This window comes from Serratia sp. GW822-FHT06D09 (genome assembly GCF_058799515.1).
The window spans coordinates 132673-153939 of record NZ_JBXALO010000010.1 but is presented as its reverse complement, the minus strand read 5'-3'; the positions used below and the strand labels follow the sequence as shown (position 1 = coordinate 153939).

The window sequence follows — 21267 nt, the reverse complement described above, 5'->3', positions numbered from 1 at the left end:
GCGGGAATAGCTCAGTTGGTAGAGCACGACCTTGCCAAGGTCGGGGTCGCGAGTTCGAGTCTCGTTTCCCGCTCCAATTTTCTCTTCGTTTCAAACTCAGTCCAACGCCTTTAGCGGCGCGGTTCTTTGTCTCGTTATACATACCCTGTCGAAATGTTGTGAACAGACTTATCCACAGGTAGCGCTCATAATACCCGCAGCTCAAAAAATCAACGCCACACAAATGAAATATTTATCGCATTGATTTGTATGCATATTTATTTATCCGAAAACGTTATACCGATCACTTGCTCTTTTTGTTGCAGTTGAAAGACAAAGCATTTTTATTTTTATGCACAAATCCACAGAGTGACTATCGGGTCTGAATGAAAGATTTCAGGCATCCCTCGGCAATCCTTTTTCCACAGCCCGTACCAATCGTTTTTTCTGCGTTGTCTGCACTTCTATGCCTTGCGCCTCACGCCGCGCCAACTGTTGCTCCAGTGCCCAGTGGATATGTTCGTCCAGCATTGCGTCCTGTGCCAGCCGGGAGCGCAACGCCACCACTGCCGCATCCTGGTAAGGGGCGTTGCCCAGCGCCACGGCGATATTGCGCAGCCAGCGTAAATGGCCGATACGCCGGATGGCAGAGCCTTCGGTGATGCGCAGGAATTTCTCTTCCGTCCAACCAAAGAGTTCAATCAGTTGCGGTGCATGCAGTGCGGCGCGTGGGCTGAAATCGTCTTCGTCGGTAAGTTGCGAGAAGCGGTTCCACGGGCAGATAAGCTGGCAATCATCACAGCCGTAAATACGATTGCCCAATAACGGCCGGAATTCTTCAGGAATGGCGCCTTCCAACTCAATCGTCAGATAGGAGATGCAGCGGCGTGCATCTACGGTGTAGGGGGCGACGATGGCGCCGGTTGGGCAAGTGGTGATACAGGCGACGCAGCGGCCGCACTGTTCCTCCTGGGGCTTATCCACCGGCAGCGGCAGGTCGATCAGCAGTTCGCCAAGAAAGAACCAGGAGCCGGCTTCGCGGTTTAAAATAAGTGAGTGTTTACCAACCCAGCCAATCCCGGCCTTGGAGGCCAGTGCGCGTTCCATCACCGGCGCGGAGTCGACAAAGGGGCGGAAATTAAGTTCGCCGCAGTAGGCCTGGATCTGATCGCCGAGTTTTTTCAGCCGTTGGCGCAGCAGTTTGTGGTAGTCCCGCCCGAGCGCATAGCGGCTGACATAGCCTAATTCTGGGTTGTTGAGGGTGCTGGCGAAGGCCGCTTTGGCCGGCAGGTAGTTCATGCGCACGCTGATCACGCGCAGCGTGCCGGGCAACAGCTCATGTGGCCGGGCGCGCAGCATGCCATGGCGTGCCATCCACTCCATTTCACCGTGGTATTGTTTGTCCAACCAGGCCTGCAGCTTGGGCTCTTCCGCGCTCAGATCGGTGTCGCAGATGCCTACCTGCTGGAATCCTAGCGATTGCCCCCATTGCTTGATATGTTGGGCGAGTTGATTGAGATCGAGGGGGTGAGTCATGACGGGCCACAGTGAAAAACGATACTCTGACAGTTTACCACACTCTGTCTGGTCTGCGGACTGGATCCGGCGAGCAGAAGCAAGCGCCGCCGCCTCGCAGGGCATTTCTCTCTATCAACTGATGCAACGTGCCGGTGAGGCGGCTTACACGCTGGCGTGCGACCAATATCCTGCCGCCCATCACTGGCTGGTGCTGTGCGGTCATGGCAACAATGGCGGTGACGGCTATGTTGTCGCCCGTTTGGCTGCGGCGGCCGGTGTCAAAGTCAGCCTGATTGCCTGCGAAGGCACACGACCACTGCCCCCAGAAGCGGCTGAAGTCAGACAGGCATGGTTGGCTAGCGGCGGCGAGATCCATCCGGTCGACAGCCGCTGGCCGGAAGACGTTGATCTGATCATCGACGGCCTGCTCGGTACTGGGTTAAGCAGTGCGCCACGGTCGCCGTACGATGCCCTGATTGAAGCGGTTAACCGCAGCCGCGCGCCGGTTATCGCACTCGATATCCCCTCGGGCCTGCTGGCTGAAAGCGGTGCCGCGCCTGGAGCCGTCATCCGCGCAACGCATACCATGACTTTCATCGCGCTTAAACCTGGCCTGCTGACCGGCCAGGCTCGTGATTGGGTGGGGCAACTTCACCAGAGTACGCTAGGATTATCGGGGTGGCTGGCAAAGCAACCGACGCAGATTCAGCGGCTTACTGCCGAATCGCTGTCCCAGTGGCTGAAACCGCGTCGTCCCTGCTCACATAAAGGTGAACAGGGGCGTTTGTTAGTGGTGGGGGGCGATCACGGCTTTGGCGGCGCGATACGCATGGCGGCAGAAGCGGCGTTGCGCAGCGGCGCAGGATTGGTGCGAGTACTCACTCACATTGAGCATGTCGGGCCCTTGCTGACCGCCAGACCGGAACTGATGGTGCAACCGCTGAGCGACGAAGGGTTGCAGCAGGCGCTCGACTGGGCGGATGTGCTGGTGATTGGCCCGGGGCTGGGTCAGGGCGAATGGGGTAGGAATGCGCTGAAAATATTGCAAGCCAGTGATAAACCGGCGTTATGGGACGCCGATGCGCTGAACTTACTGGCATTAAATCCCGAGAAGCGTCAGAATCGTGTGATTACCCCGCATCCTGGGGAGGCGGCACGCCTGCTGGGGTGCCGTACCGCCGAGATTGAGAGTGACCGCTTACTTGCAGTTCGTAATCTGGTCACGCATTACGGTGGCGTGGCCGTGCTGAAAGGTGCGGGTACGTTGATCGCCGATGATCAAGGCCAGATGGCGATCGCCGACGTCGGCAACGCCGGCATGGCCTCTGGTGGAATGGGCGATGTGCTGTCCGGTATCATCGGCGGTTTGCTGGGGCAAAAGCTCTCACTGTATGATGCAGCCTGCGCCGGTTGCGTGGCGCATGGCGCAGCTGCCGATCGCGTGGCGGCAAGACAAGGAATAAGGGGGATGCTGGCGAGCGATTTATTGCCGGAAATCCCTTATTACGTTAATCCTGAGTTGGCATAAATAGAAACTATCGAATGAAAGAACTCGTTTTACCTCTGCCGGATGAGGCAGCGACTGTCGCATTGGGTACCGCCTTGGCCAAGGCGTGCGATCGCGCCAGCGTAATTTACCTTTACGGTGACCTGGGCGCCGGTAAAACCACCTTCAGCCGTGGTTTTTTGCAGGCATTGGGCCACCAGGGCAACGTTAAAAGCCCAACTTATACGCTGGTGGAGCCTTATGCGCTGCAGCCGCTGGCGGTATACCATTTTGATCTGTATCGCTTGGCCGATCCGGAAGAACTCGAATTTATGGGCATTCGCGATTATTTTGCGCAGGATGCCATTTGCCTGGTGGAATGGCCACAGCAGGGGACCGGCGTCTTGCCGGAACCTGATTTGGAGCTGCATCTCAGCTACCAGGATCAGGGGCGCGAAGCAAAAATTCAGGCGGTTTCTGCCTACGGCAGCCAGCTTTTAGACCGTATTCACGGGCCACAGGAATGACGCCGCAATGACGTATGCGTTGAGAAAATTACTCGTAATCGCCCTGATCGCCGTATTGGGGCCTTTGGGTGCAGCCAGTGCGTTGGCCGCATCGTCGTTGTCTGATATTAAAGTCACCAATGCCCAGCGCGAAGCCACGGTATCGGTGAGCTTTACCGGTCCGCCGGACTATGCCTTCTTCCCGTTGCACGGCCCGGATCGCGTGGTGTTGGATGTAAACCAGAAAGGTAAGGTGGGCGGTTTACCGTTAAATTTCAGCGGCCAGAACCTGGTGAAAAGCATTCGTTCCAGCGCGCCGAAAGACGCCCAGAGCGTAAGGCTGGTGTTTGATCTGACCCAGCGCGCGAAGACCCGGGTAGCCACACGCCAGAACGGCAGTGTCTATACCGTGGTGTTCACCATCGCCGCCGAGGGCAGCGCAAACACTACAGTACGAAAAGCCCCGACGCCGGCACCGGTGGTCGTGAACCCACCGACGCGTAAAGCCCCGGTGGTGGTGAGTGAGCCTGAACCAGAGCCCGCTCCGGTGCGTAGAGCGCCAAGTGGTTCCAATCCTTTCACCAATAAGCCTACCGTGGTTGCGGGTACCGCATCTGAGGTCACGCCGCGCAGCAGCCGCGTATCCGCCGGTTCCGGCGATCGGGTAGTGGTGGCTATTGATGCCGGTCACGGCGGCCAGGACCCAGGCGCCATTGGCCCGAACGGCCTGAAAGAGAAAAATGTAACTATCGCCATCGCTCGCCGCCTGCAGGCATTGTTGGATGCCGATCCCCAGTTTAAACCGGTGTTGACGCGCAACGGCGACTACTTCATCTCGGTGATGGGGCGCTCTGACGTGGCGCGGAAGCAAGGCGCTAACGTGTTGGTCTCGATTCACGCTGACGCCGCGCCAAACCGCAGCGCCAACGGGGCTTCGGTTTGGGTGCTGTCCAACCGCCGCGCCAACAGTGAGATGGCCGGCTGGCTGGAACAACATGAGAAGCAGTCCGAGTTGCTGGGCGGTGCGGGTGATTTGCTGGCCAACAGCCAGGCGGATCCTTACCTGAGCCAGGCGGTGCTGGATCTGCAGTTTGGTCACTCGCAACGCGTGGGCTACGATGTCGCAGTAAAAGTGCTGCAGCAGTTGCAGAGCGTCGGCTCATTGCATAAACGTCGTCCTGAACACGCCAGCCTTGGCGTGCTGCGTTCGCCGGATATCCCATCCTTGTTGGTGGAAACAGGATTTATCAGTAATAGCACGGAGGAGCGGCTGCTCGGCAGTAGCGCATATCAGGAGAAAATTGCCCGGGCGATCCACAACGGCCTGCGCAGTTATTTCCTGGCGCACCCGCTACAAGCCGACCCAAAGGTGGAAAACCGACCGCTGGACGTCGCAGCGGCGGTTAACTCCTCAACACAAGACGTCAGTCAGCCCGCGCCGATCGTCAGTTCGGCCGGCGGCAGCCGCATTAGCGGTAAAACGCAGATCCACGTGGTGAAGCGAGCCGAAACGCTTTCCGGCATTGCCGACAGCTATGGCACCACCATGGCGGCGTTGCGTGATCTCAACAAGCTGAAAAAAGACGGCGTGTGGGTCGGCCAGCGCCTTAAAGTGCCGGCGGGTAAAACCGCCGCGACGGTCAGTACGGTCGCCAAGGCAAAACCCAGTGTGAAGAAGCCGTCCAGGCACAAAGTGACCCGCGGTGATACCTTATCCTCCATCGCTACCCGTTACGGTGTCAGCGTCAGCGACCTGAAACGCGTGAATAAACTGAAGTCGGACGTCGCGCCGCTGGATCGGACGCTGACCATTCCGCAGGCCTAGCGCCCACATTAGAGGAGTCAGCATGCCCATCCAGGTGTTACCGCCCCAGCTTGCCAACCAGATTGCCGCCGGTGAAGTGGTCGAACGGCCCGCGTCAGTGGTAAAGGAACTGGTGGAAAACAGTCTGGATGCCGGTGCAACGCGCATTGATATTGATATCGAACGCGGCGGTGCCAAGCTGATTCGCATCCGCGATAACGGCTGCGGCATCGGTAAAGACGATCTGGCATTGGCATTGGCGCGTCATGCCACCAGTAAAATCAGCACGCTTGACGATTTGGAAGCCATCGTCAGTCTCGGTTTTCGCGGTGAGGCGTTGGCCAGCATCAGCTCGGTTTCCCGTTTGACACTCACCTCGCGCACCGCGGAACAAAATGAAGCCTGGCAGGCCTATGCCGAAGGCCGCGATCAGGCGGTGACGGTTAAACCGGCGGCACACCCGATAGGCAGCACGCTGGAAGTGCTGGATCTGTTCTACAACACCCCGGCGCGGCGCAAATTCATGCGCACCGAGAAAACCGAATTCGGCCATATCGATGAAGTGGTGCGGCGCATTGCGCTGGCGCGTTTCGATGTGGCGATCAACCTCAGCCACAACGGCAAACTGATCCGCCAATATCGCGCAGCGAAAGACGAGAGCCACTATGAGCGCCGCCTGGGCAGCATTTGTGGCCCGGCTTTTTTGCAGCATGCCTTGAACATTTCCTGGCAGCATGGCGACCTGACCATTCGCGGCTGGGTGGCTGATCCTGCCGGGGCGCGTCAATTGGGCGAGATGCAGTATTGCTACGTCAATAGCCGCATGATGCGCGATCGTCTGATCAATCATGCCATCCGCCAGGCCTATCAGGATCAGTTGAAAGACGATCAGCAGCCCGCGTACGTACTGTATCTCGAGGTCGATCCGCATCAGGTAGACGTGAATGTGCACCCGGCCAAGCACGAAGTACGTTTTCATCAGGCGCGATTGGTACATGACTTTATTTATCAGGCGGTAACTACCGTGCTGCAGCAGGTCGGCAACGCGCCGCTGCCGTTGGACGATGAGCCGGAACAACCGTCGGCGCCAACCTGGCAGCCGGAAAACCGCGTCGCCGCCGGCGGCAACCATTTCTCGCAGCCGGCGCCGCGCCGTGAACCTCAGCCGAGTGAACCGGGCGTCGCGCGCGAGCGTGCACCTCAACCGGCCTATCAGGCAGGCAACGGCTACCAAAAGCGCGAAGGCGAGCTTTACGGCAAACTGATGCAGGCTGCTCCGGTGGTGGAGCCAGCGCCAGAAACGCCGAAACAACCGCTGTTCCCACCGGTAAAGGCTGAGCGAGAAGTGCCGCTGGACGGCAGCCAGCACAGTTTTGGTCGGGTGCTGATGATCCATCCGCCGTGCTTTGCCCTGATTGAGCGTCGCCAGCAATTGATGTTGCTCAACCTGCCGGTGGCCGAGCGCTGGTTACGCCAGGCGCAGCTTAATCCGGCTGAAGAAGGCCTGCGGCCGCAGCCGCTGCTGATCCCCATCAAACTGACGCTGAATAAGCAAGAAGCGGCCGCCTGTGTGCACCATCAGCCGTTACTGGTCAAAATGGGATTGGATTTGCAGGCGGATCATGGGCGTGTGACGTTGCGCGCAGTACCTTTACCATTACGCCAACAAAATTTACAAAAACTGATACCCGAACTGTTAGGCTATCTGGCCGAGCATCAGGAGATGTCGCCCCCGGTGTTAGCCACCTGGTTCGCCCGCCACTTGGGCAGCGAACATGAGCAGTGGAACACCTCGCAAGCGATACAATTGCTGACCGACGTTGAACGACTTTGCCCGCAGCTGGTCAAATCACCACCGAGCGGACTTTTACAACCTGTTGATTTACAGGCTGCACTGGCAGCCCTTACGCATGATTGAAACTGAAATGACACCACGTCCCCCTGCTATTTTTATGATGGGGCCGACCGCCTCGGGCAAGACCGCGTTGGCGATCGCGCTGCGTGAACGCCTGCCTGTGGAACTGATCAGCGTGGATTCCGCGCTGATTTATCGCGGCATGGATATCGGCACGGCTAAACCGAGCGCTGAGGAATTGGCGCAGGCACCGCACCGGCTGATTGATATTCGCGATCCTGCCGAAGTTTACTCAGCAGCGGATTTTCGCGCCGATGCACTGAAAGAGATGGCCGCCATTACCGCCGCCGGGCGTATCCCGCTGCTGGTCGGGGGCACCATGCTTTACTTCAAGGCGCTGCTGGAAGGTTTATCGCCGCTGCCGCCTGCCGATCCGGCGGTGCGTGAGCGTATCGAACAGCAGGCTGCGGAGCAGGGCTGGGACGTTTTACACCGTCAGTTGCAAGAGATTGACCCGGTTGCGGCATTGAGAATTCATCCTAATGATCCGCAGAGACTGTCCAGAGCACTGGAAGTTTTTTTTATTTCGGGTAAAACTTTAACGGAACTGACTAAAATTTCGGGTGAATCGTTGCCGTATCATGTTCACCAATTTGCGATAGCGCCGACCAGCCGTGAGTTGATCCATCAACGCATCGCGCTGCGGTACCATCAAATGTTGGCGGCAGGTTTTGAGACGGAAGCGCGTGCACTTTTTGCACGGGGTGATTTGCATACGGATTTGCCTTCCATTCGCTGTGTCGGTTATCGCCAGATGTGGTCATATTTATCTGGCGAAATTAGTTACGATGAGATGGTTTATCGTGGTATTTGCGCAACACGTCAGTTGGCCAAGCGCCAAATGACCTGGTTACGAGGCTGGAACTCGGTACATTGGCTGGACAGCGAGAAGCCGGGAGAGGCTTTGGACTCGGTAATACAGGTTGTTAGTGCATAGGTCGAGTGATTGTGTACAATTGATGAGTATTCAGCGCGCAAATTTTTTAGGTCGTTTATTTTAGAGCCGACAGGTTCTTAGTTAAAAACAACAAGCAAATAAGGAAAAGATAGAATGGCTAAGGGGCAATCTTTGCAAGATCCGTTCCTGAACGCATTGCGTCGTGAACGTGTTCCGGTTTCTATTTATTTGGTGAATGGTATTAAGCTGCAAGGCCAGATTGAGTCTTTTGACCAGTTTGTCATCCTGTTGAAAAACACGGTGAGCCAGATGGTTTATAAGCACGCTATCTCTACCGTTGTCCCGTCACGCCCGGTTTCGCACCATAGCAATACCCCGAGCGGCGGCACCAGTAACTATCACCATGGTAACAATCCGTCTGCGCCGCAACAGCCGCAGCAGGAAAGCGATGACGCTGAATAAAGCGCGTTGCGAGTCAACCATGAAGGGGAGCATAAGCAGCCGTGGGCTGTTTATGTCCCCCAAACTCACGGGTTCCCGTTTGAGAGGTTGCACGCTTGTTTGACCGTTATGAAGCCGGTGAGCAGGCCGTCCTGGTTCATATCTATTTCTCGCAAGACAAAGACACAGAAGATCTCAGTGAGTTCGAATCCCTGGTGTCCTCTGCGGGTGTCGAAGCTTTGCAAGTGGTGACTGGTAGCCGCAAAGCCCCGCATCCCAAATACTTTGTCGGTGAAGGAAAGGCCGAAGAAATTGCAGACGCGGTAAAAGCCAGTGGCGCATCTGTTGTCCTGTTTGATCACTCCCTTTCTGCAGCGCAGGAGAGAAATCTTGAACGCCTGTGCGAATGCCGAGTGATCGATCGCACCGGGTTGATTCTAGACATCTTTGCCCAGCGCGCCCGTACCCATGAAGGTAAGCTGCAGGTAGAGTTGGCGCAGTTGCGTCATATTGCCACGCGTTTGGTGCGTGGCTGGACCCACCTTGAGCGCCAAAAAGGGGGGATAGGCCTGCGCGGGCCAGGGGAAACCCAATTAGAGACCGACCGTCGTCTGTTGCGCGATCGCATTAGCTTGATTCTACGCCGCCTGGAGCGGGTAGCTAAGCAGCGTGAACAGGGCCGACGTGCGCGTACCCGTGCTGAAGTGCCGACCGTATCGCTGGTAGGGTATACCAACGCCGGAAAATCCACCCTGTTTAACCGAATTACGTCCGCCGATGTCTATGCGGCAGACCAGCTATTTGCCACTTTGGATCCTACCCTGCGGCGCATTGACGTGGCCGATGTGGGCGATACCGTGTTGGCGGATACCGTAGGCTTTATCCGGCACCTGCCGCACGATCTGGTGGCCGCCTTCAAGGCGACGCTGCAAGAAACGCGTCAGGCATCTTTGCTGTTACATGTAATCGACGCCGCGGATACTCGCGTCGATGAAAACATTGAAGCGGTCAATACCGTGCTGGCAGAGATTGAATCGGATGAGATCCCTACACTTTTAGTGATGAACAAAATAGATATGCTGGATGATTTTGTCCCGCGTATCGACCGCAACGATGAAAACTTACCGATCCGGGTGTGGCTGTCCGCCGCCAGCGGTGAAGGTATCCCGTTGCTGTATCAGGCGTTGACGGAGCGCTTATCGGGGGAAATCGCGCATTATGAGCTGCGCTTACCGCCAGAGGCAGGCCGTCTTCGTAGCCGTTTTTACCAGCTTCAGGCAATTGAAAAAGAGTGGAACGAAGAAGACGGCAGCATTGGCGTGGTGGTACGTATGCCTATCGTCGAATGGCGTCGCCTCTGCAAACAGGAACAGGAACTGATTAACTTTATAGTATGATCATATCCTGTTACATTTGAGCTTCGCGTAAGCCTGAAGTACCCAATCACAGAATATGGAGCTAAAACATGGCGTGGAATCAGCCCGGTAATAACGGACAGGACCGCGACCCGTGGGGGAGCAGCAATAACAATGGCGGCAACTCTGGCGGTAATAACAAAGGCGGTCGTGATCAAGGGCCACCTGATTTGGACGATATCTTCCGCAAACTGAGCAAGAAATTGAGCGGTTTGGGCGGGGGCAAAGGCTCCAACAGCAATAACAGCGGCGGCATCGGCACTTCTGGCCCGGGCCTCAGTGGGCGCATCATCGGCATTGCCGCGGTAGCGGTAGTGGTGATTTGGGCTGCTAGCGGCTTCTACACCATCAAGGAAGCCGAACGTGGTGTTGTGACCCGTTTTGGCAAGTTCAGCCACCTGGTACAGCCAGGTCTGAACTGGAAGCCGACCTTTATCGATGAAGTGCGTCCGGTTAACGTGGAGTCGGTTCGTGAATTGGCGGCGTCTGGCGTGATGCTGACCTCCGACGAGAACGTAGTGCGCGTAGAAATGAACGTGCAGTACCGCGTGACCAACCCGGAAGCCTATCTGTTCAGCGTGACCAATGCCGACGACAGCCTGAGCCAGGCTACCGACAGCGCCCTGCGTGGCGTTATCGGCAAGTACACCATGGACAAGATCCTGACCGAAGGTCGTACTATCGTGCGTAGCGATACCCAACGCGTACTGGAAGAAACTATTCGTCCGTACAACATGGGCATCACGCTGCTGGACGTCAACTTTCAGGCCGCTCGTCCGCCGGAAGAGGTGAAGGCCGCATTTGACGATGCGATTGCCGCACGTGAGAACGAGCAGCAGTACATCCGTGAAGCGGAAGCTTACGCCAACGAAGTTCAGCCACGTGCTAACGGCCAGGCGCAGCGTCTGTTGGAAGATGCCAAAGCGTATAAAGACCGTACCGTCCTGGAAGCTCAGGGTGAGGTTGCTCGCTTTGCCAAGCTGTTGCCGGAATACAAATCGGCACCGCAAATTACCCGTGAGCGTCTGTATATCGAAACCATGGAAAAAGTCCTGAGCCACACCCGTAAGGTGTTGGTGAATGACAAAGGCAACAATCTGATGGTGTTGCCGCTGGATCAAATGCTGCGTGGCCAAACCGGCGCGGCGGCGGACGGCAATAAAGACACCAGCCTGATTCGTCTCAACCCCGCTCCGTCTGCCAACAGCGGCGCCAGCTCCAGCAGCCAGCGCACCAGCAGCGGCTCGGTCATGGACCAGCGCCGGGCAAATGCGCAGCGTGACGACACCACTCGCGTAGGGAGAGAGTAATCAATGCGTAAGTCTTTTGTAGTAATCGTCCTCGCGGTGCTGGTGGCGTTATACGCTTCTTTGTTCGTGGTTCAGGAAGGTCAGCGTGGCATCGTGCTGCGCTTTGGCAAGGTTCTGCGTGACAGCGACAACAAGCCGCTGGTGTATGCGCCAGGCCTGCACTTCAAGATCCCGTTTATTGAATCAGTGAAGACGCTGGATGCGCGTATCCAGACCATGGATAACCAGGCTGACCGCTTTGTGACCAGCGAGAAGAAAGACCTGATTGTCGATTCTTACCTGAAATGGCGTATCAGCGATTTCAGCCGTTACTATCTGGCAACCGGCGGCGGTGATGTTTCACAGGCCGAAGTGCTGCTGAAACGTAAGTTCAGTGACCGTCTGCGTTCCGAGATTGGTCGTCTGGACGTGAAAGACATCGTCACCGACTCGCGCGGTAAGCTGATGTCAGACGTGCGTGATGCATTGAACACCGGTACCGTGGGTGACGATCAAGAAGTCACCACCACCGAAGCCGATGACGCTATCGCCTCTGCAGCGGCGCGTGTTGAGAAGGAAACCACCGGCAACCTGCCGAAGGTTAACCCGAACAGCATGGCGGCGTTGGGTATTGAAGTGATCGACGTGCGTATCAAGCAGATCAACCTGCCGGCGGAAGTGTCTGATGCGATCTACCAGCGTATGCGCGCTGAGCGTGAAGCGGTAGCCCGTCGTCACCGTTCACAGGGTCAGGAAGAAGCCGAGAAGCTGCGTGCGACCGCAGACTACGAAGTGACTCGTACCCTGGCGGAAGCTGAGCGTACTGCACGTATCACTCGCGGTGATGGCGATGCCGAAGCGGCCAAACTGTTTGCCAACGCATTCAGCCAGGATCCGGACTTCTACGCCTTTATCCGTAGCCTGCGTGCTTACGAAACCAGCTTCAGCAGCAATAACCAGGACGTGATGGTTCTGAGCCCGGACAGCGATTTCTTCCGCTACATGAAGTCGCCTGACTCCACGCGCAAGTAATCACGACAGGTAATTGAACGAGGGCCCGTTTAAACGCGGGCCCTTTCTTTTTGGGAGTTTCTGATGAATTCAACGATCTGGCTGGCGTTAGGGCTGGTTTTGGTGCTGGAAGGCCTGGGGCCGATGCTGTTTCCACAGGCCTGGCGTAAAATGATACTGGCCATGACCCAGTTGCCTGACTCTACCTTACGGCGGTTTGGCGGCGGAATAGTGGTTGCGGGCTGTGTGATCTACTACATGTTGCGTAGTCGCACGGGGGTTTAAAGGTTAGCCTAAAAAATACGCAACTCAACGCTAAAAGTGCTGAAACTCACGAATTACGGTGGTAGAATCCATTTTTAAGCAACCGGTGATTTTTAAAATGGGTAAGAACGTCGTCGTACTGGGCACTCAATGGGGTGACGAAGGTAAGGGCAAGGTCGTAGACCTGCTGACCGAACGGGCTCAATATGTAGTGCGCTATCAAGGTGGTCACAACGCTGGCCATACTCTGGTAATTAACGGTGAAAAAACCGTCCTTCATTTAATTCCTTCAGGCATTCTGCGTGAAAACGTGACCAGCATCATCGGCAACGGTGTAGTTCTGGCGCCAGACGCGTTGATGAAAGAAATGGGTGAACTCGAAGCGCGCGGCATCCCGGTACGCGAACGTCTGTTACTGTCCGAAGCCTGTCCGCTGATCCTGCCTTACCACGTTGCGCTGGATAACGCGCGTGAGAAAGCACGTGGCGCGAAAGCTATCGGTACCACCGGTCGTGGTATCGGCCCGGCTTACGAAGATAAAGTAGCTCGTCGCGGTCTGCGCGTCAGCGACCTGTTCAACAAAGAAACCTTCGCCGTTAAGCTGAAGGAAATTGTTGATTATCATAACTTCCAGTTGGTTAACTACTACAAAGTCGAAGCCGTTGATTACCAGGCGACTCTGGATTACGTGCTGTCTATCGCCGACATCCTGACTGCAATGGTTGTTGACGTTTCTGAACTGTTGGACGGCGCGCGCAAGCGTGGCGACCTGATCATGTTCGAAGGCGCACAGGGCACCCTGCTGGATATCGACCACGGTACCTATCCGTACGTAACCTCTTCCAATACCACTGCTGGCGGCGTTGCTACCGGTTCAGGTATTGGTCCGCGTTATGTGGATTACGTGCTGGGCATCGTGAAAGCCTACTCCACCCGCGTGGGTGCAGGTCCGTTCCCAACCGAACTGTTCGACGAAACTGGCGAATACCTGTGCAAACAGGGTAACGAATTCGGCGCCACTACTGGCCGTCGTCGTCGTACCGGCTGGTTGGATGCCGTAGCGGTTCGCCGCGCAGTGCAGATCAACTCCCTGTCTGGCTTCTGCCTGACCAAGTTGGACGTGCTGGATGGCCTGAAAGAAGTGAAAATCTGCGTGGGCTATCGCATGCCAGATGGCCGCGAAATGACCACCACGCCGCTGGCGGCTGAAGGTTGGGAAGGTATCGAACCAATCTACGAAAGCATGCCTGGCTGGAGCGACACCACTTTTGGCGTGAAAGAACACAGCAAACTGCCACAGGCAGCGCTGGACTACATCAAGCGCATTGAAGAACTGACTGGCGTACCGGTAGACATTATCTCTACTGGCCCGGACCGTAGCGAAACCATGATCCTGCGCGACCCGTTCGACGCATAATCTGACTTTGCTGCACTTAGGCTGTGTCCCGCAATAGTGCGTGAGTGCCGCTGGCGGTCATTTGGACGCGCAGCAAGGCGCGAGTCGTGAGGTTTGGTGGGCCAAATAAGCGGCGCGTAACACAGGTGCGCGTTCAAATGGCCCCAGCCCTTCGGGTCGCGCCCCAAAAACCGTACTCTGTGTTGTCGGGCTTGAACGTAGGTCCACTATGTTCATCGCCCTCCGCCTTGATTACGGGCTTTTGGGTCTGCGACGGCACCGCGACCTATTACGGGACGCAGCCTGTACAAACCGGGCGTGTCCCGGTTTGTTTTTATCCTGATTTTCCCCGATTGCGGTTTCACGTCCAAAAATCCTTTCTTTAACCTGTCCCCGAGCTCGACATGCGCTAAATAATTAGCGGCGAACTCTCTGGCTGGTTTATTATCCAATAAGTAATCTTTTGAATAGTGCCGAAAATCGGCGTATCAGACGGGTAAAATGATACCCAGAGGTAGATGTGCAGTTAACAAGTTTTACTGATTATGGCCTGCGGGCGTTGATCTACATGGCCTCGCTGCCACCGGACAAAATGACCAGCATCTCGGAAGTCACCGAGGTCTACGGCGTGTCCAGAAACCATATGGTAAAGATCATCAATCAGTTAAGCCGGGTTGGGTTTGTCACCGCAGTGCGCGGTAAGAACGGCGGCATCCGTTTAGGCAAACCGGCCGAAACCATTCGCCTCGGCGACGTGGTTAGGGCGCTGGAGCCGCTCTCACTGGTTAATTGCAGCAGTACGTTTTGCCACATAACCCCTGCCTGCCGCCTGAAGCAGGTGCTCCAACAGGGCGTACAGAATTTCCTTGAAGAGCTGGATAACCACACGTTGGCCGATATGGTCGAAGACAATCCATCGCTCTACAAGCTATTGCTTGTCGAATAAAGCGTCGCTGAGAAGACAAGGCTCAGCGGCACCCTGCTGATGACAACGGAGGAACCGCAATGTCACAAGATCCATTCCTGGAACGAGAAGCAGAAAAATATGAATCCCCCATTCCGAGTCGTGAATTTATTTTGGCCCATTTGGCGAAAAGAGAAACGCCGGCCAGCCGCGAAGAGCTGGCCAAAGAGCTGAATTTAACCGGCGAAGAACCCCTGGAAGCGTTGCGCCGTCGCCTGCGGGCGATGGAACGTGACGGCCAATTAATCTTTACCCGCCGCCAGTGCTACGCGCTGCCGGAACGTCTGGACCTGCTGCGCGGCACCGTGATCGGCCACCGCGATGGCTTTGGCTTCCTGCGTATCGAAGGCAGCAAAGACGATCTGTATCTGTCAGCTGAACAGATGAAGATGGCGATCCACGGCGACGTGGTGTTGGCACAGGCCATGGCTGCCGATCGCAAGGGCCGCCGCGAAGCGCGTATCGTCCGTGTGCTGGTGCCGAAAACCAGTCAAATCGTCGGCCGCTTCTTCATGGACGCCGGTACCGGCTTCGTGGTGCCGGATGACAGCCGCCTGAGCTTCGATATCCTGATCCCGGCCGACGCCGTCAGCGGTGCGCGCATGGGCTTTATGGTGGTGGTTGAACTGACCCAGCGCCCAACCCGCCGTACCAAAGCGGTTGGCAAGATTGTCGAGATCCTCGGCGATAAAATGGGGACCAGCATGGCGGTAGATATCGCGCTGCGCACCCATGAAATCCCGCATGTTTGGCCGCCGCAGGTGGAAAAACAGGTTGCCGACCTCAGTGAACAGGTACCGGAATCCGCCAAAAAAGGCCGCGTTGATCTGCGTAAACTGCCTTTGGTAACGATTGATGGCGAAGATGCCCGCGATTTCGATGACGCAGTCTACTGCGAGAAAAAACGCGGCGGCGGTTGGCGCCTGTGGGTTGCCATTGCCGACGTCAGCTATTACGTGCGTCCGCGCACGGCCCTGGATGACGAAGCCCGTAACCGCGGGACGTCAGTGTACTTCCCATCGCAGGTTATTCCGATGCTGCCGGAAGTGCTGTCTAACGGCCTGTGTTCGCTTAACCCGCAGGTAGACCGTCTGTGCATGGTGTGTGAGATGACCATCTCTGCACAAGGGCGCCTGTCGACGGCCAAATTCTATGAAGCGGTCATGAGCTCTCACGCCCGCTTAACGTATAACAAGGTCTGGCATATTCTGCAGGGCGATCAGGAGCTGCGTGAGCATTATCACCCGCTGGTCAAACACCTGGAAGAATTGCATGCGATGTACAAGGTGCTGGATCAGGCGCGTGCTGAACGTGGCGGTATCGCTTTCGAAACTGAAGAAGCCAAGTTTATCTTTAACGCCGAACGCCGTATTGAGCGCGTCGAACCTACGGTGCGTAACGACGCTCACAAACTGATCGAAGAGTGCATGATTATGGCGAACGTCGCCGCTGCACGCTTTGTCGAGAAAAATAACGAACCGGCGCTGTTCCGCGTGCACGATCGCCCAAGTGACGATCACATCAGTGCACTGCGCAGCGTGCTGGGCGAGTTGGGCCTGACGCTGGGCGGGGGCAACAAGCCGCAGCCGAAGGACTACGCCACACTGATGGATGAAGTGTCCGAACGTCCTGACCATGAAATGCTGCAAACCATGCTGCTGCGTTCGATGAAGCAGGCGGTTTACGATCCGGAAAACCGCGGCCACTTTGGTCTGGCGCTGGCTTCTTATGGCCACTTCACCTCACCGATCCGCCGTTATCCGGATCTGGCGATGCACCGTGCGATCAAGTACCAACTGGCCAAAGAGCACGGCGAACCGAAAGAGCGCTGGACGCCGACCGGTGGTTGGCACAGCGAATTCGAAGAAATGCTGCAGTTGGGCGAGCACTGTTCGATGGCTGAACGCCGCGCCGATGAAGCGACGCGCAACGTTGCCGACTGGCTGAAATGCGACTTTATGCAGGATCACGTCGGTGAAGTGTTCAGCGGCATCATTGCCAGCGTGACCGGCTTCGGTTTCTTCGTGCGCCTCAACGATCTGTTTATCGACGGCCTGGTGCACGTATCCTCGCTGGATAATGATTATTATCGCTACGATAATATCGGCCAGCGTCTGATTGGCGAATCCTCAGGCGTGGTTTATCGCCTGGGCGACACGGTAGAGATCCGTGTGGAAGCGGTGCATATGGATGAGCGTAAAATTGACTTCGCTCTGGTCTCCAGCACCCGCAAACCACGCGGTGAAGGCAAAACTGAACGCGATCGCGCCAAGAAAGGCGGTCAGCGCACCTTGCGTGATGGCGCAGGCGCAGGCCGCACCTCGTCACCGCGCAAACGCCGGGGCGGCAAACCGCCTGCCAATTTTGAGCCTGACAGCGCCTTCCGTAAGGATGAAGCCAAGCCCGCTGACAAGGTGAAGAAAGACAAAAAGGCGAAAGCCAAGAAAGTGTCCGACAAAACCCGGAAAATAGCGGCGGCGACCAAGGCCAAACGCGCCGGCAAGAAGAAAGGTGCTGAGCAGGCTTAACCTGCCACACGTCATTATCACCGGCAGGCGTTTGCCTGCCGCACAGTAAAAAGAGCATCATGAGCGAAATTATTTACGGTATTCATGCCGTCAAAGCCCTGTTAGACAACGATCCGCAACGCTTCCTGGAAGTGTTTATCCTCAAAGGCCGCGACGATCGTCGGCTACAGCCGTTGATTGCCGAGCTGGAAGCGACCGGCATTGTTATCCAGGTGGCGAACCGCCAGTGGCTGGATGAGAAGGTCGAGGGTGCGGTGCATCAGGGGATCATTGCCCGGGTGCGCGAAGGACGCCAGTATCAGGAAAATGACCTGCCGGCGCTGCTGGAAAGCGTGGATACCCCGTTCCTGCTGGTGCTGGACGGCGTGACCGACCCGCATAACCTTGGTGCCTGCTTGCGCAGCGCCGACGCGGCCGGTGTGCACGCGGTGATTGTCCCGCGCGATCGTTCTGCCCAGTTGAACGCAACGGCCAAGAAAGTGGCCTGTGGCGCGGCGGAGAATGTGCCGTTGATTCGCGTCACCAACCTGGCGCGCACCCTGCGATTGCTGCAGGAGATGAACGTCTGGATCGTGGGCACTGCGGGCGAAGCCGACCACACGCTGTTCCAGAGCAAAATGACCGGCCCGATGGCGCTGGTGATGGGGGCGGAAGGCGAAGGTATGCGTCGTTTGACTCGCGAGCACTGCGACGAGCTGATCAGCATTCCGATGGCCGGTACGGTTTCTTCACTGAACGTTTCGGTGGCGACCGGTATCTGCCTGTTTGAAGCGGTGCGTCAACGCAGTTGATTTATCCGTAAGGGCGCAGCTTTTGCGCCCTTAATTCCTTTCTCGATGCCTACCCTGTGATCTCGCCAGCGGCAGAATTCCCCCTGACGACCATAATTACTCCTGACGCTTTTATCAGGGAGCAAGCCAATGGTCTGGAATACACACACCGTTTTTAATCAGCCGAAGCCGCTGGGCAACAGTAATCTGTTCCTGTCCGATACGCCATTGCATGAAGCCATTCAGCGTGAGCAGGCCGGTTGGGATGCGGACGTGCTGGCCTCGCTGGGCCAACAGTTGGGCACTCAGGAGTCGCTGGAGTTGGGGCGGCTGGCCAATGCCAATCCCCCGGAACTGCTGCGCTATGATGCCACCGGCCAGCGATTGGACGACGTCCGTTTTCATCCCGCCTGGCATATCCTGATGCAAGGGCTGATAGCCAACCGGGTGCATAACCTGCCGTGGCAGGAGGACGCCCGAATCGGCTCTTTTGTGGCGCGGGCGGCGAGTTTTGTATTACATGCGCAGGTCGAGGCCGGCACTTTGTGCCCGGTGACCATGACCTTTGGCGCAATTCCTTTGCTGCAGCGCTCGTTGCCTGCGGAGTTCCAATCCTGGCTAACGCCGCTACTGTCCGATCGTTACGACGCGCATTCATTGCCCGGCGGGCAAAAGCGCGGTTTGCTGATCGGCATGGGAATGACCGAAAAGCAGGGCGGTTCCGATGTGCTGAGTAATACCACCACCGCCAGCCCGCTGGGTGCACGCGGCCCAGGAGAAGCCTACCGTTTGGTCGGCCACAAGTGGTTTTTCTCGGTACCGCAGAGCGATGCGCACCTGGTGCTGGCGCAGACCGAAGGCGGGCTGTCCTGTTTCTTCCTGCCGCGAATTTTGCCTGACGGCACGCGCAATGCCATAAGGTTGGAACGGCTGAAGGATAAGTTGGGCAACAGGTCCAACGCCAGCAGCGAAGTAGAATTCCAGGATGCCAGCGCCTGGCTGGTGGGCGAGGAAGGGGATGGCGTACGACATATCCTGAAAATGGGGGGGCTGACGCGTTTTGACTGCGCACTGGGTAGCCACGGGCTGATGCGGCGCGGACTGTCGGTGGCGTTGTACCATGCTCTGCAGCGGCAGGCGTTTGGTAAGACGCTGATTGAACAACCGATGATGCGGCAGGTGCTGGCGCGAATGGCCCTGCGCCTGGAGGGGCAGACGGCGGCCCTGATGCGTCTGGCGCGTGCTTATGACAGCGCAGGTAGCACGCCCCTGGAGCAGGCGTTATGCCGAGTGATGACGCCTGCGGCGAAGTTTGAAGTCTGCCGGCAAGGCATTCCTTTTATTGGTGAAGCCATGGAGGCGCTGGGCGGTATCGGCTATTGCGAAGAGAGCGAACTGCCGAGGTTGTACCGTGAAATGCCGGTAAACAGCATCTGGGAAGGCTCCGGCAATATTATGTGTCTGGATGTCATGCGCGCCTGGGGCAAGCTGCCGGCGGTGCAGGAGGCGCTGGAGCAGGAACTCGGTGAAGTGAGAGGGCAGAACCGCCATTATGATCACCAATGGCGACGGTTGCTTCAACTGATGCGCAAACCTCAGGAAGAGCAAGGGCGTGCGGTTACCGGCGCCTTGTTTAATCTGTTCGCGGCGGCGCAGCTTCTGCGTTACAGTTCACCGCCGTTGGCGGAAGCCTGGTGTCAAATGATGCTTGATGCCCGTGGTGAGCGGACATTGCCGGAAAGGCTGTGCGAAACGCTGTTTACCCGCGCGATGGGCGGTTAGGGAAAACGGTGGCGCCGCAGCCGGAAAAGCTTTTTAATTCAGCTCTTGGCCCGTAAGGGATACTGACCTCTGACCAGGAAACATGACATGGATATTCTCAGCGCGTTGGCGGCATTCGCCTCTTATTTTTTCAGTGGCTTTGCCATGGTTCTGGTGTTTTTGTTCGTTTATACCCGCATTACGCCGCATGACGAATGGGCGTTGATCAAGGCCGACAATCAGGCCGCCGCTTTTGGATTCGTCGGTGCCTGCCTGGGGTATGTCATCCCGCTGGCGAGTGCAGCGATCAACTCCGTCAGCCTGTTGGACTATCTGTTGTGGGGCGTGGTGGCGCTGGTGGTACAGCTGCTGCTGTTTGCGGCGGTGAAAATCTATATGCCGCGCATCAGCGACAAGATTGAGTCCAATCACGTGGCGGCCGGGATTTTCCTCGGCGGTGTGTCGATCAGTGGCGGTGTGCTGAATGCGGCCTGCATGACCTACTAAAGGTAAAGTATTGCGGAGGCGCGCCAGCCTGGCTGATGCGCCTGTTCTTCCATTCGCAGGATGCGGTAATAGCTTGCCCCATGCTCATCCGCCTTTTGGGCGATCAATTGTTCTACGTCCTGAGGGGAGCCGGAGAGGTCGTTCAGGGTGATTTCCGCAATTTCGCTGAGTGGTGTAACGCGGTCTGCGGGGGCCAGTTCAGCGGACTGGGCGCTGGCGCTGAGTAACCCCATAGAAAGCAGGAGGGCGGTGAGTGCGGCGGAGCGTGTCATGGCGTTCCCCTTCGTCGGATCCTGGATTCACGGCCGCGGGCTGCGGCGCGCTGTTTGCCAGTGTGCTCTATCCAACTTCAGTCTGTGCAAAGCCAATGTAAATCTTATTAAAACTCCAGCAGTTACCGATACAGGATCGCCTGCGAATACCACTGGCCGGGAACCACGGTTTCGCTGTTCATGATGATCATGTAATAGCGCGCGCCGCTGGCATTGGCCTTCTGCTGAATTTCCGCTTCCACATCCATCGGGCTGCCGCGCACCAGAGCGCTGGTGGTGCCTATTTTTTCCAGGCTACCGGTTTGTGCCCGGGTTATCTCCTGCGCCTGTCCGGTCGGCGGTGGGGGCGCTTTGGGCGTCGTGGTCATCATGCCACAGGCGCTAAGCAGCGTGACCAGCGTCAAGGAGAGCAGCAGGCGGGACATTTTCATAGATACCTCAAGAAAGCGGATAGCGTGATTTGAGTGTAACCCATTATAAATTGGAACAGATTGAGCTAATGCTTTTTAGCGCAAGTTTGCCATTATGAAGGCAATGGCGATG

19 protein-coding genes and 1 tRNA gene are annotated in these 21267 nt (G+C 56.9%); 17 read left to right on the top strand and 3 right to left on the bottom strand.

What is annotated here, in order from left to right; all coding sequences use genetic code 11:
* Positions 1 to 76, top strand: a tRNA-Gly gene (locus tag AC1RKG_RS21155).
* 299 nt (positions 77 to 375) lie between these two features.
* On the opposite strand, the gene queG is transcribed toward AC1RKG_RS21155, so the two are convergent.
* Positions 376 to 1515, bottom strand: a complete 1140-nt coding sequence (queG, locus tag AC1RKG_RS21150; protein ID WP_149573656.1) for a tRNA epoxyqueuosine(34) reductase QueG — start codon at positions 1513 to 1515, stop codon at positions 376 to 378.
* On the opposite strand from queG, the gene nnr reads away from it, so the two are divergent.
* From nnr to AC1RKG_RS21070, 16 genes are all read left to right on the top strand, one after another.
* Positions 1514 to 3025 carry a bifunctional ADP-dependent NAD(P)H-hydrate dehydratase/NAD(P)H-hydrate epimerase gene (gene nnr, locus AC1RKG_RS21145; protein WP_493183675.1) on the top strand — a complete coding sequence of 504 codons (1512 nt, stop codon included), beginning with the start codon at positions 1514 to 1516 and terminating at the stop codon, positions 3023 to 3025. The two genes, queG and nnr, sit on opposite strands and share 2 nt — an antisense overlap.
* 14 nt (positions 3026 to 3039) lie before the next feature.
* On the top strand, positions 3040 to 3510 hold the full coding sequence (tsaE, locus tag AC1RKG_RS21140) for a tRNA (adenosine(37)-N6)-threonylcarbamoyltransferase complex ATPase subunit type 1 TsaE (RefSeq protein WP_020824902.1): 471 nt from the start codon (positions 3040 to 3042) through the stop codon (positions 3508 to 3510).
* Between the two features lie 7 nt (positions 3511 to 3517).
* Positions 3518 to 5314, top strand: a complete 1797-nt coding sequence (gene amiB / locus AC1RKG_RS21135) for an N-acetylmuramoyl-L-alanine amidase AmiB (RefSeq protein WP_493183674.1) — start codon at positions 3518 to 3520, stop codon at positions 5312 to 5314.
* Positions 5315 to 5336: 22 nt separating this feature from the next.
* Positions 5337 to 7211: a DNA mismatch repair endonuclease MutL gene (gene mutL, locus AC1RKG_RS21130; RefSeq protein WP_493183673.1), complete on the top strand. Its 1875-nt coding sequence runs from the start codon at positions 5337 to 5339 to the stop codon at positions 7209 to 7211.
* Positions 7204 to 8145: a tRNA (adenosine(37)-N6)-dimethylallyltransferase MiaA gene (miaA, locus tag AC1RKG_RS21125; protein ID WP_020824905.1), complete on the top strand. Its 942-nt coding sequence runs from the start codon at positions 7204 to 7206 to the stop codon at positions 8143 to 8145. Before mutL ends, miaA begins: the two co-directional genes overlap by 8 nt.
* A gap of 114 nt (positions 8146 to 8259) precedes the next feature.
* The gene (hfq, locus tag AC1RKG_RS21120; protein ID WP_012004894.1) at positions 8260 to 8568 is read left to right on the top strand and encodes an RNA chaperone Hfq; all 309 of its coding nucleotides are present in this window, start codon (positions 8260 to 8262) and stop codon (positions 8566 to 8568) included.
* A gap of 95 nt (positions 8569 to 8663) precedes the next feature.
* Positions 8664 to 9944 carry a ribosome rescue GTPase HflX gene (gene hflX, locus AC1RKG_RS21115; protein WP_020824906.1) on the top strand — a complete coding sequence of 427 codons (1281 nt, stop codon included), beginning with the start codon at positions 8664 to 8666 and terminating at the stop codon, positions 9942 to 9944.
* Positions 9945 to 10012: 68 nt separating this feature from the next.
* Positions 10013 to 11272 carry an FtsH protease activity modulator HflK gene (hflK, locus tag AC1RKG_RS21110; protein WP_493183672.1) on the top strand — a complete coding sequence of 420 codons (1260 nt, stop codon included), beginning with the start codon at positions 10013 to 10015 and terminating at the stop codon, positions 11270 to 11272.
* Between the two features lie 3 nt (positions 11273 to 11275).
* Positions 11276 to 12283, top strand: a complete 1008-nt coding sequence (gene hflC / locus AC1RKG_RS21105; protein ID WP_020824908.1) for a protease modulator HflC — start codon at positions 11276 to 11278, stop codon at positions 12281 to 12283.
* Positions 12284 to 12346: 63 nt separating this feature from the next.
* Positions 12347 to 12547, top strand: coding sequence for a DUF2065 domain-containing protein (locus tag AC1RKG_RS21100; protein ID WP_020824909.1), 201 nt, complete (start codon positions 12347 to 12349; stop codon positions 12545 to 12547).
* A 97-nt stretch (positions 12548 to 12644) separates the two neighbouring features.
* Entirely contained in the window at positions 12645 to 13943 is a 1299-nt protein-coding gene (locus tag AC1RKG_RS21095; protein ID WP_041415174.1) for an adenylosuccinate synthase, read from the top strand.
* Between the two features lie 499 nt (positions 13944 to 14442).
* On the top strand, positions 14443 to 14868 hold the full coding sequence (nsrR, locus tag AC1RKG_RS21090) for a nitric oxide-sensing transcriptional repressor NsrR (protein ID WP_020824911.1): 426 nt from the start codon (positions 14443 to 14445) through the stop codon (positions 14866 to 14868).
* A gap of 59 nt (positions 14869 to 14927) precedes the next feature.
* The gene (rnr, locus tag AC1RKG_RS21085; RefSeq protein WP_020824912.1) at positions 14928 to 17414 is read left to right on the top strand and encodes a ribonuclease R; all 2487 of its coding nucleotides are present in this window, start codon (positions 14928 to 14930) and stop codon (positions 17412 to 17414) included.
* A 59-nt stretch (positions 17415 to 17473) separates the two neighbouring features.
* Positions 17474 to 18205, top strand: coding sequence for a 23S rRNA (guanosine(2251)-2'-O)-methyltransferase RlmB (gene rlmB, locus AC1RKG_RS21080; protein ID WP_020824913.1), 732 nt, complete (start codon positions 17474 to 17476; stop codon positions 18203 to 18205).
* 129 nt (positions 18206 to 18334) lie between these two features.
* Positions 18335 to 19966 carry an isovaleryl-CoA dehydrogenase gene (locus tag AC1RKG_RS21075; protein ID WP_493183671.1) on the top strand — a complete coding sequence of 544 codons (1632 nt, stop codon included), beginning with the start codon at positions 18335 to 18337 and terminating at the stop codon, positions 19964 to 19966.
* Positions 19967 to 20053: 87 nt separating this feature from the next.
* On the top strand, positions 20054 to 20452 hold the full coding sequence (locus AC1RKG_RS21070; RefSeq protein WP_020824915.1) for a DUF350 domain-containing protein: 399 nt from the start codon (positions 20054 to 20056) through the stop codon (positions 20450 to 20452).
* Here AC1RKG_RS21070 and AC1RKG_RS21065 read toward each other — a convergent pair.
* Positions 20449 to 20724, bottom strand: coding sequence for a YdgH/BhsA/McbA family protein (locus tag AC1RKG_RS21065; RefSeq protein WP_217331473.1), 276 nt, complete (start codon positions 20722 to 20724; stop codon positions 20449 to 20451). The two genes, AC1RKG_RS21070 and AC1RKG_RS21065, sit on opposite strands and share 4 nt — an antisense overlap.
* Before the next feature lie 122 nt (positions 20725 to 20846).
* A complete protein-coding gene (gene bsmA, locus AC1RKG_RS21060) occupies positions 20847 to 21155 on the bottom strand; it encodes a biofilm peroxide resistance protein BsmA (protein WP_020824917.1) in 309 nt (102 codons plus the stop codon).
* Between the last annotated feature and the right edge of the window lie 112 nt (positions 21156 to 21267).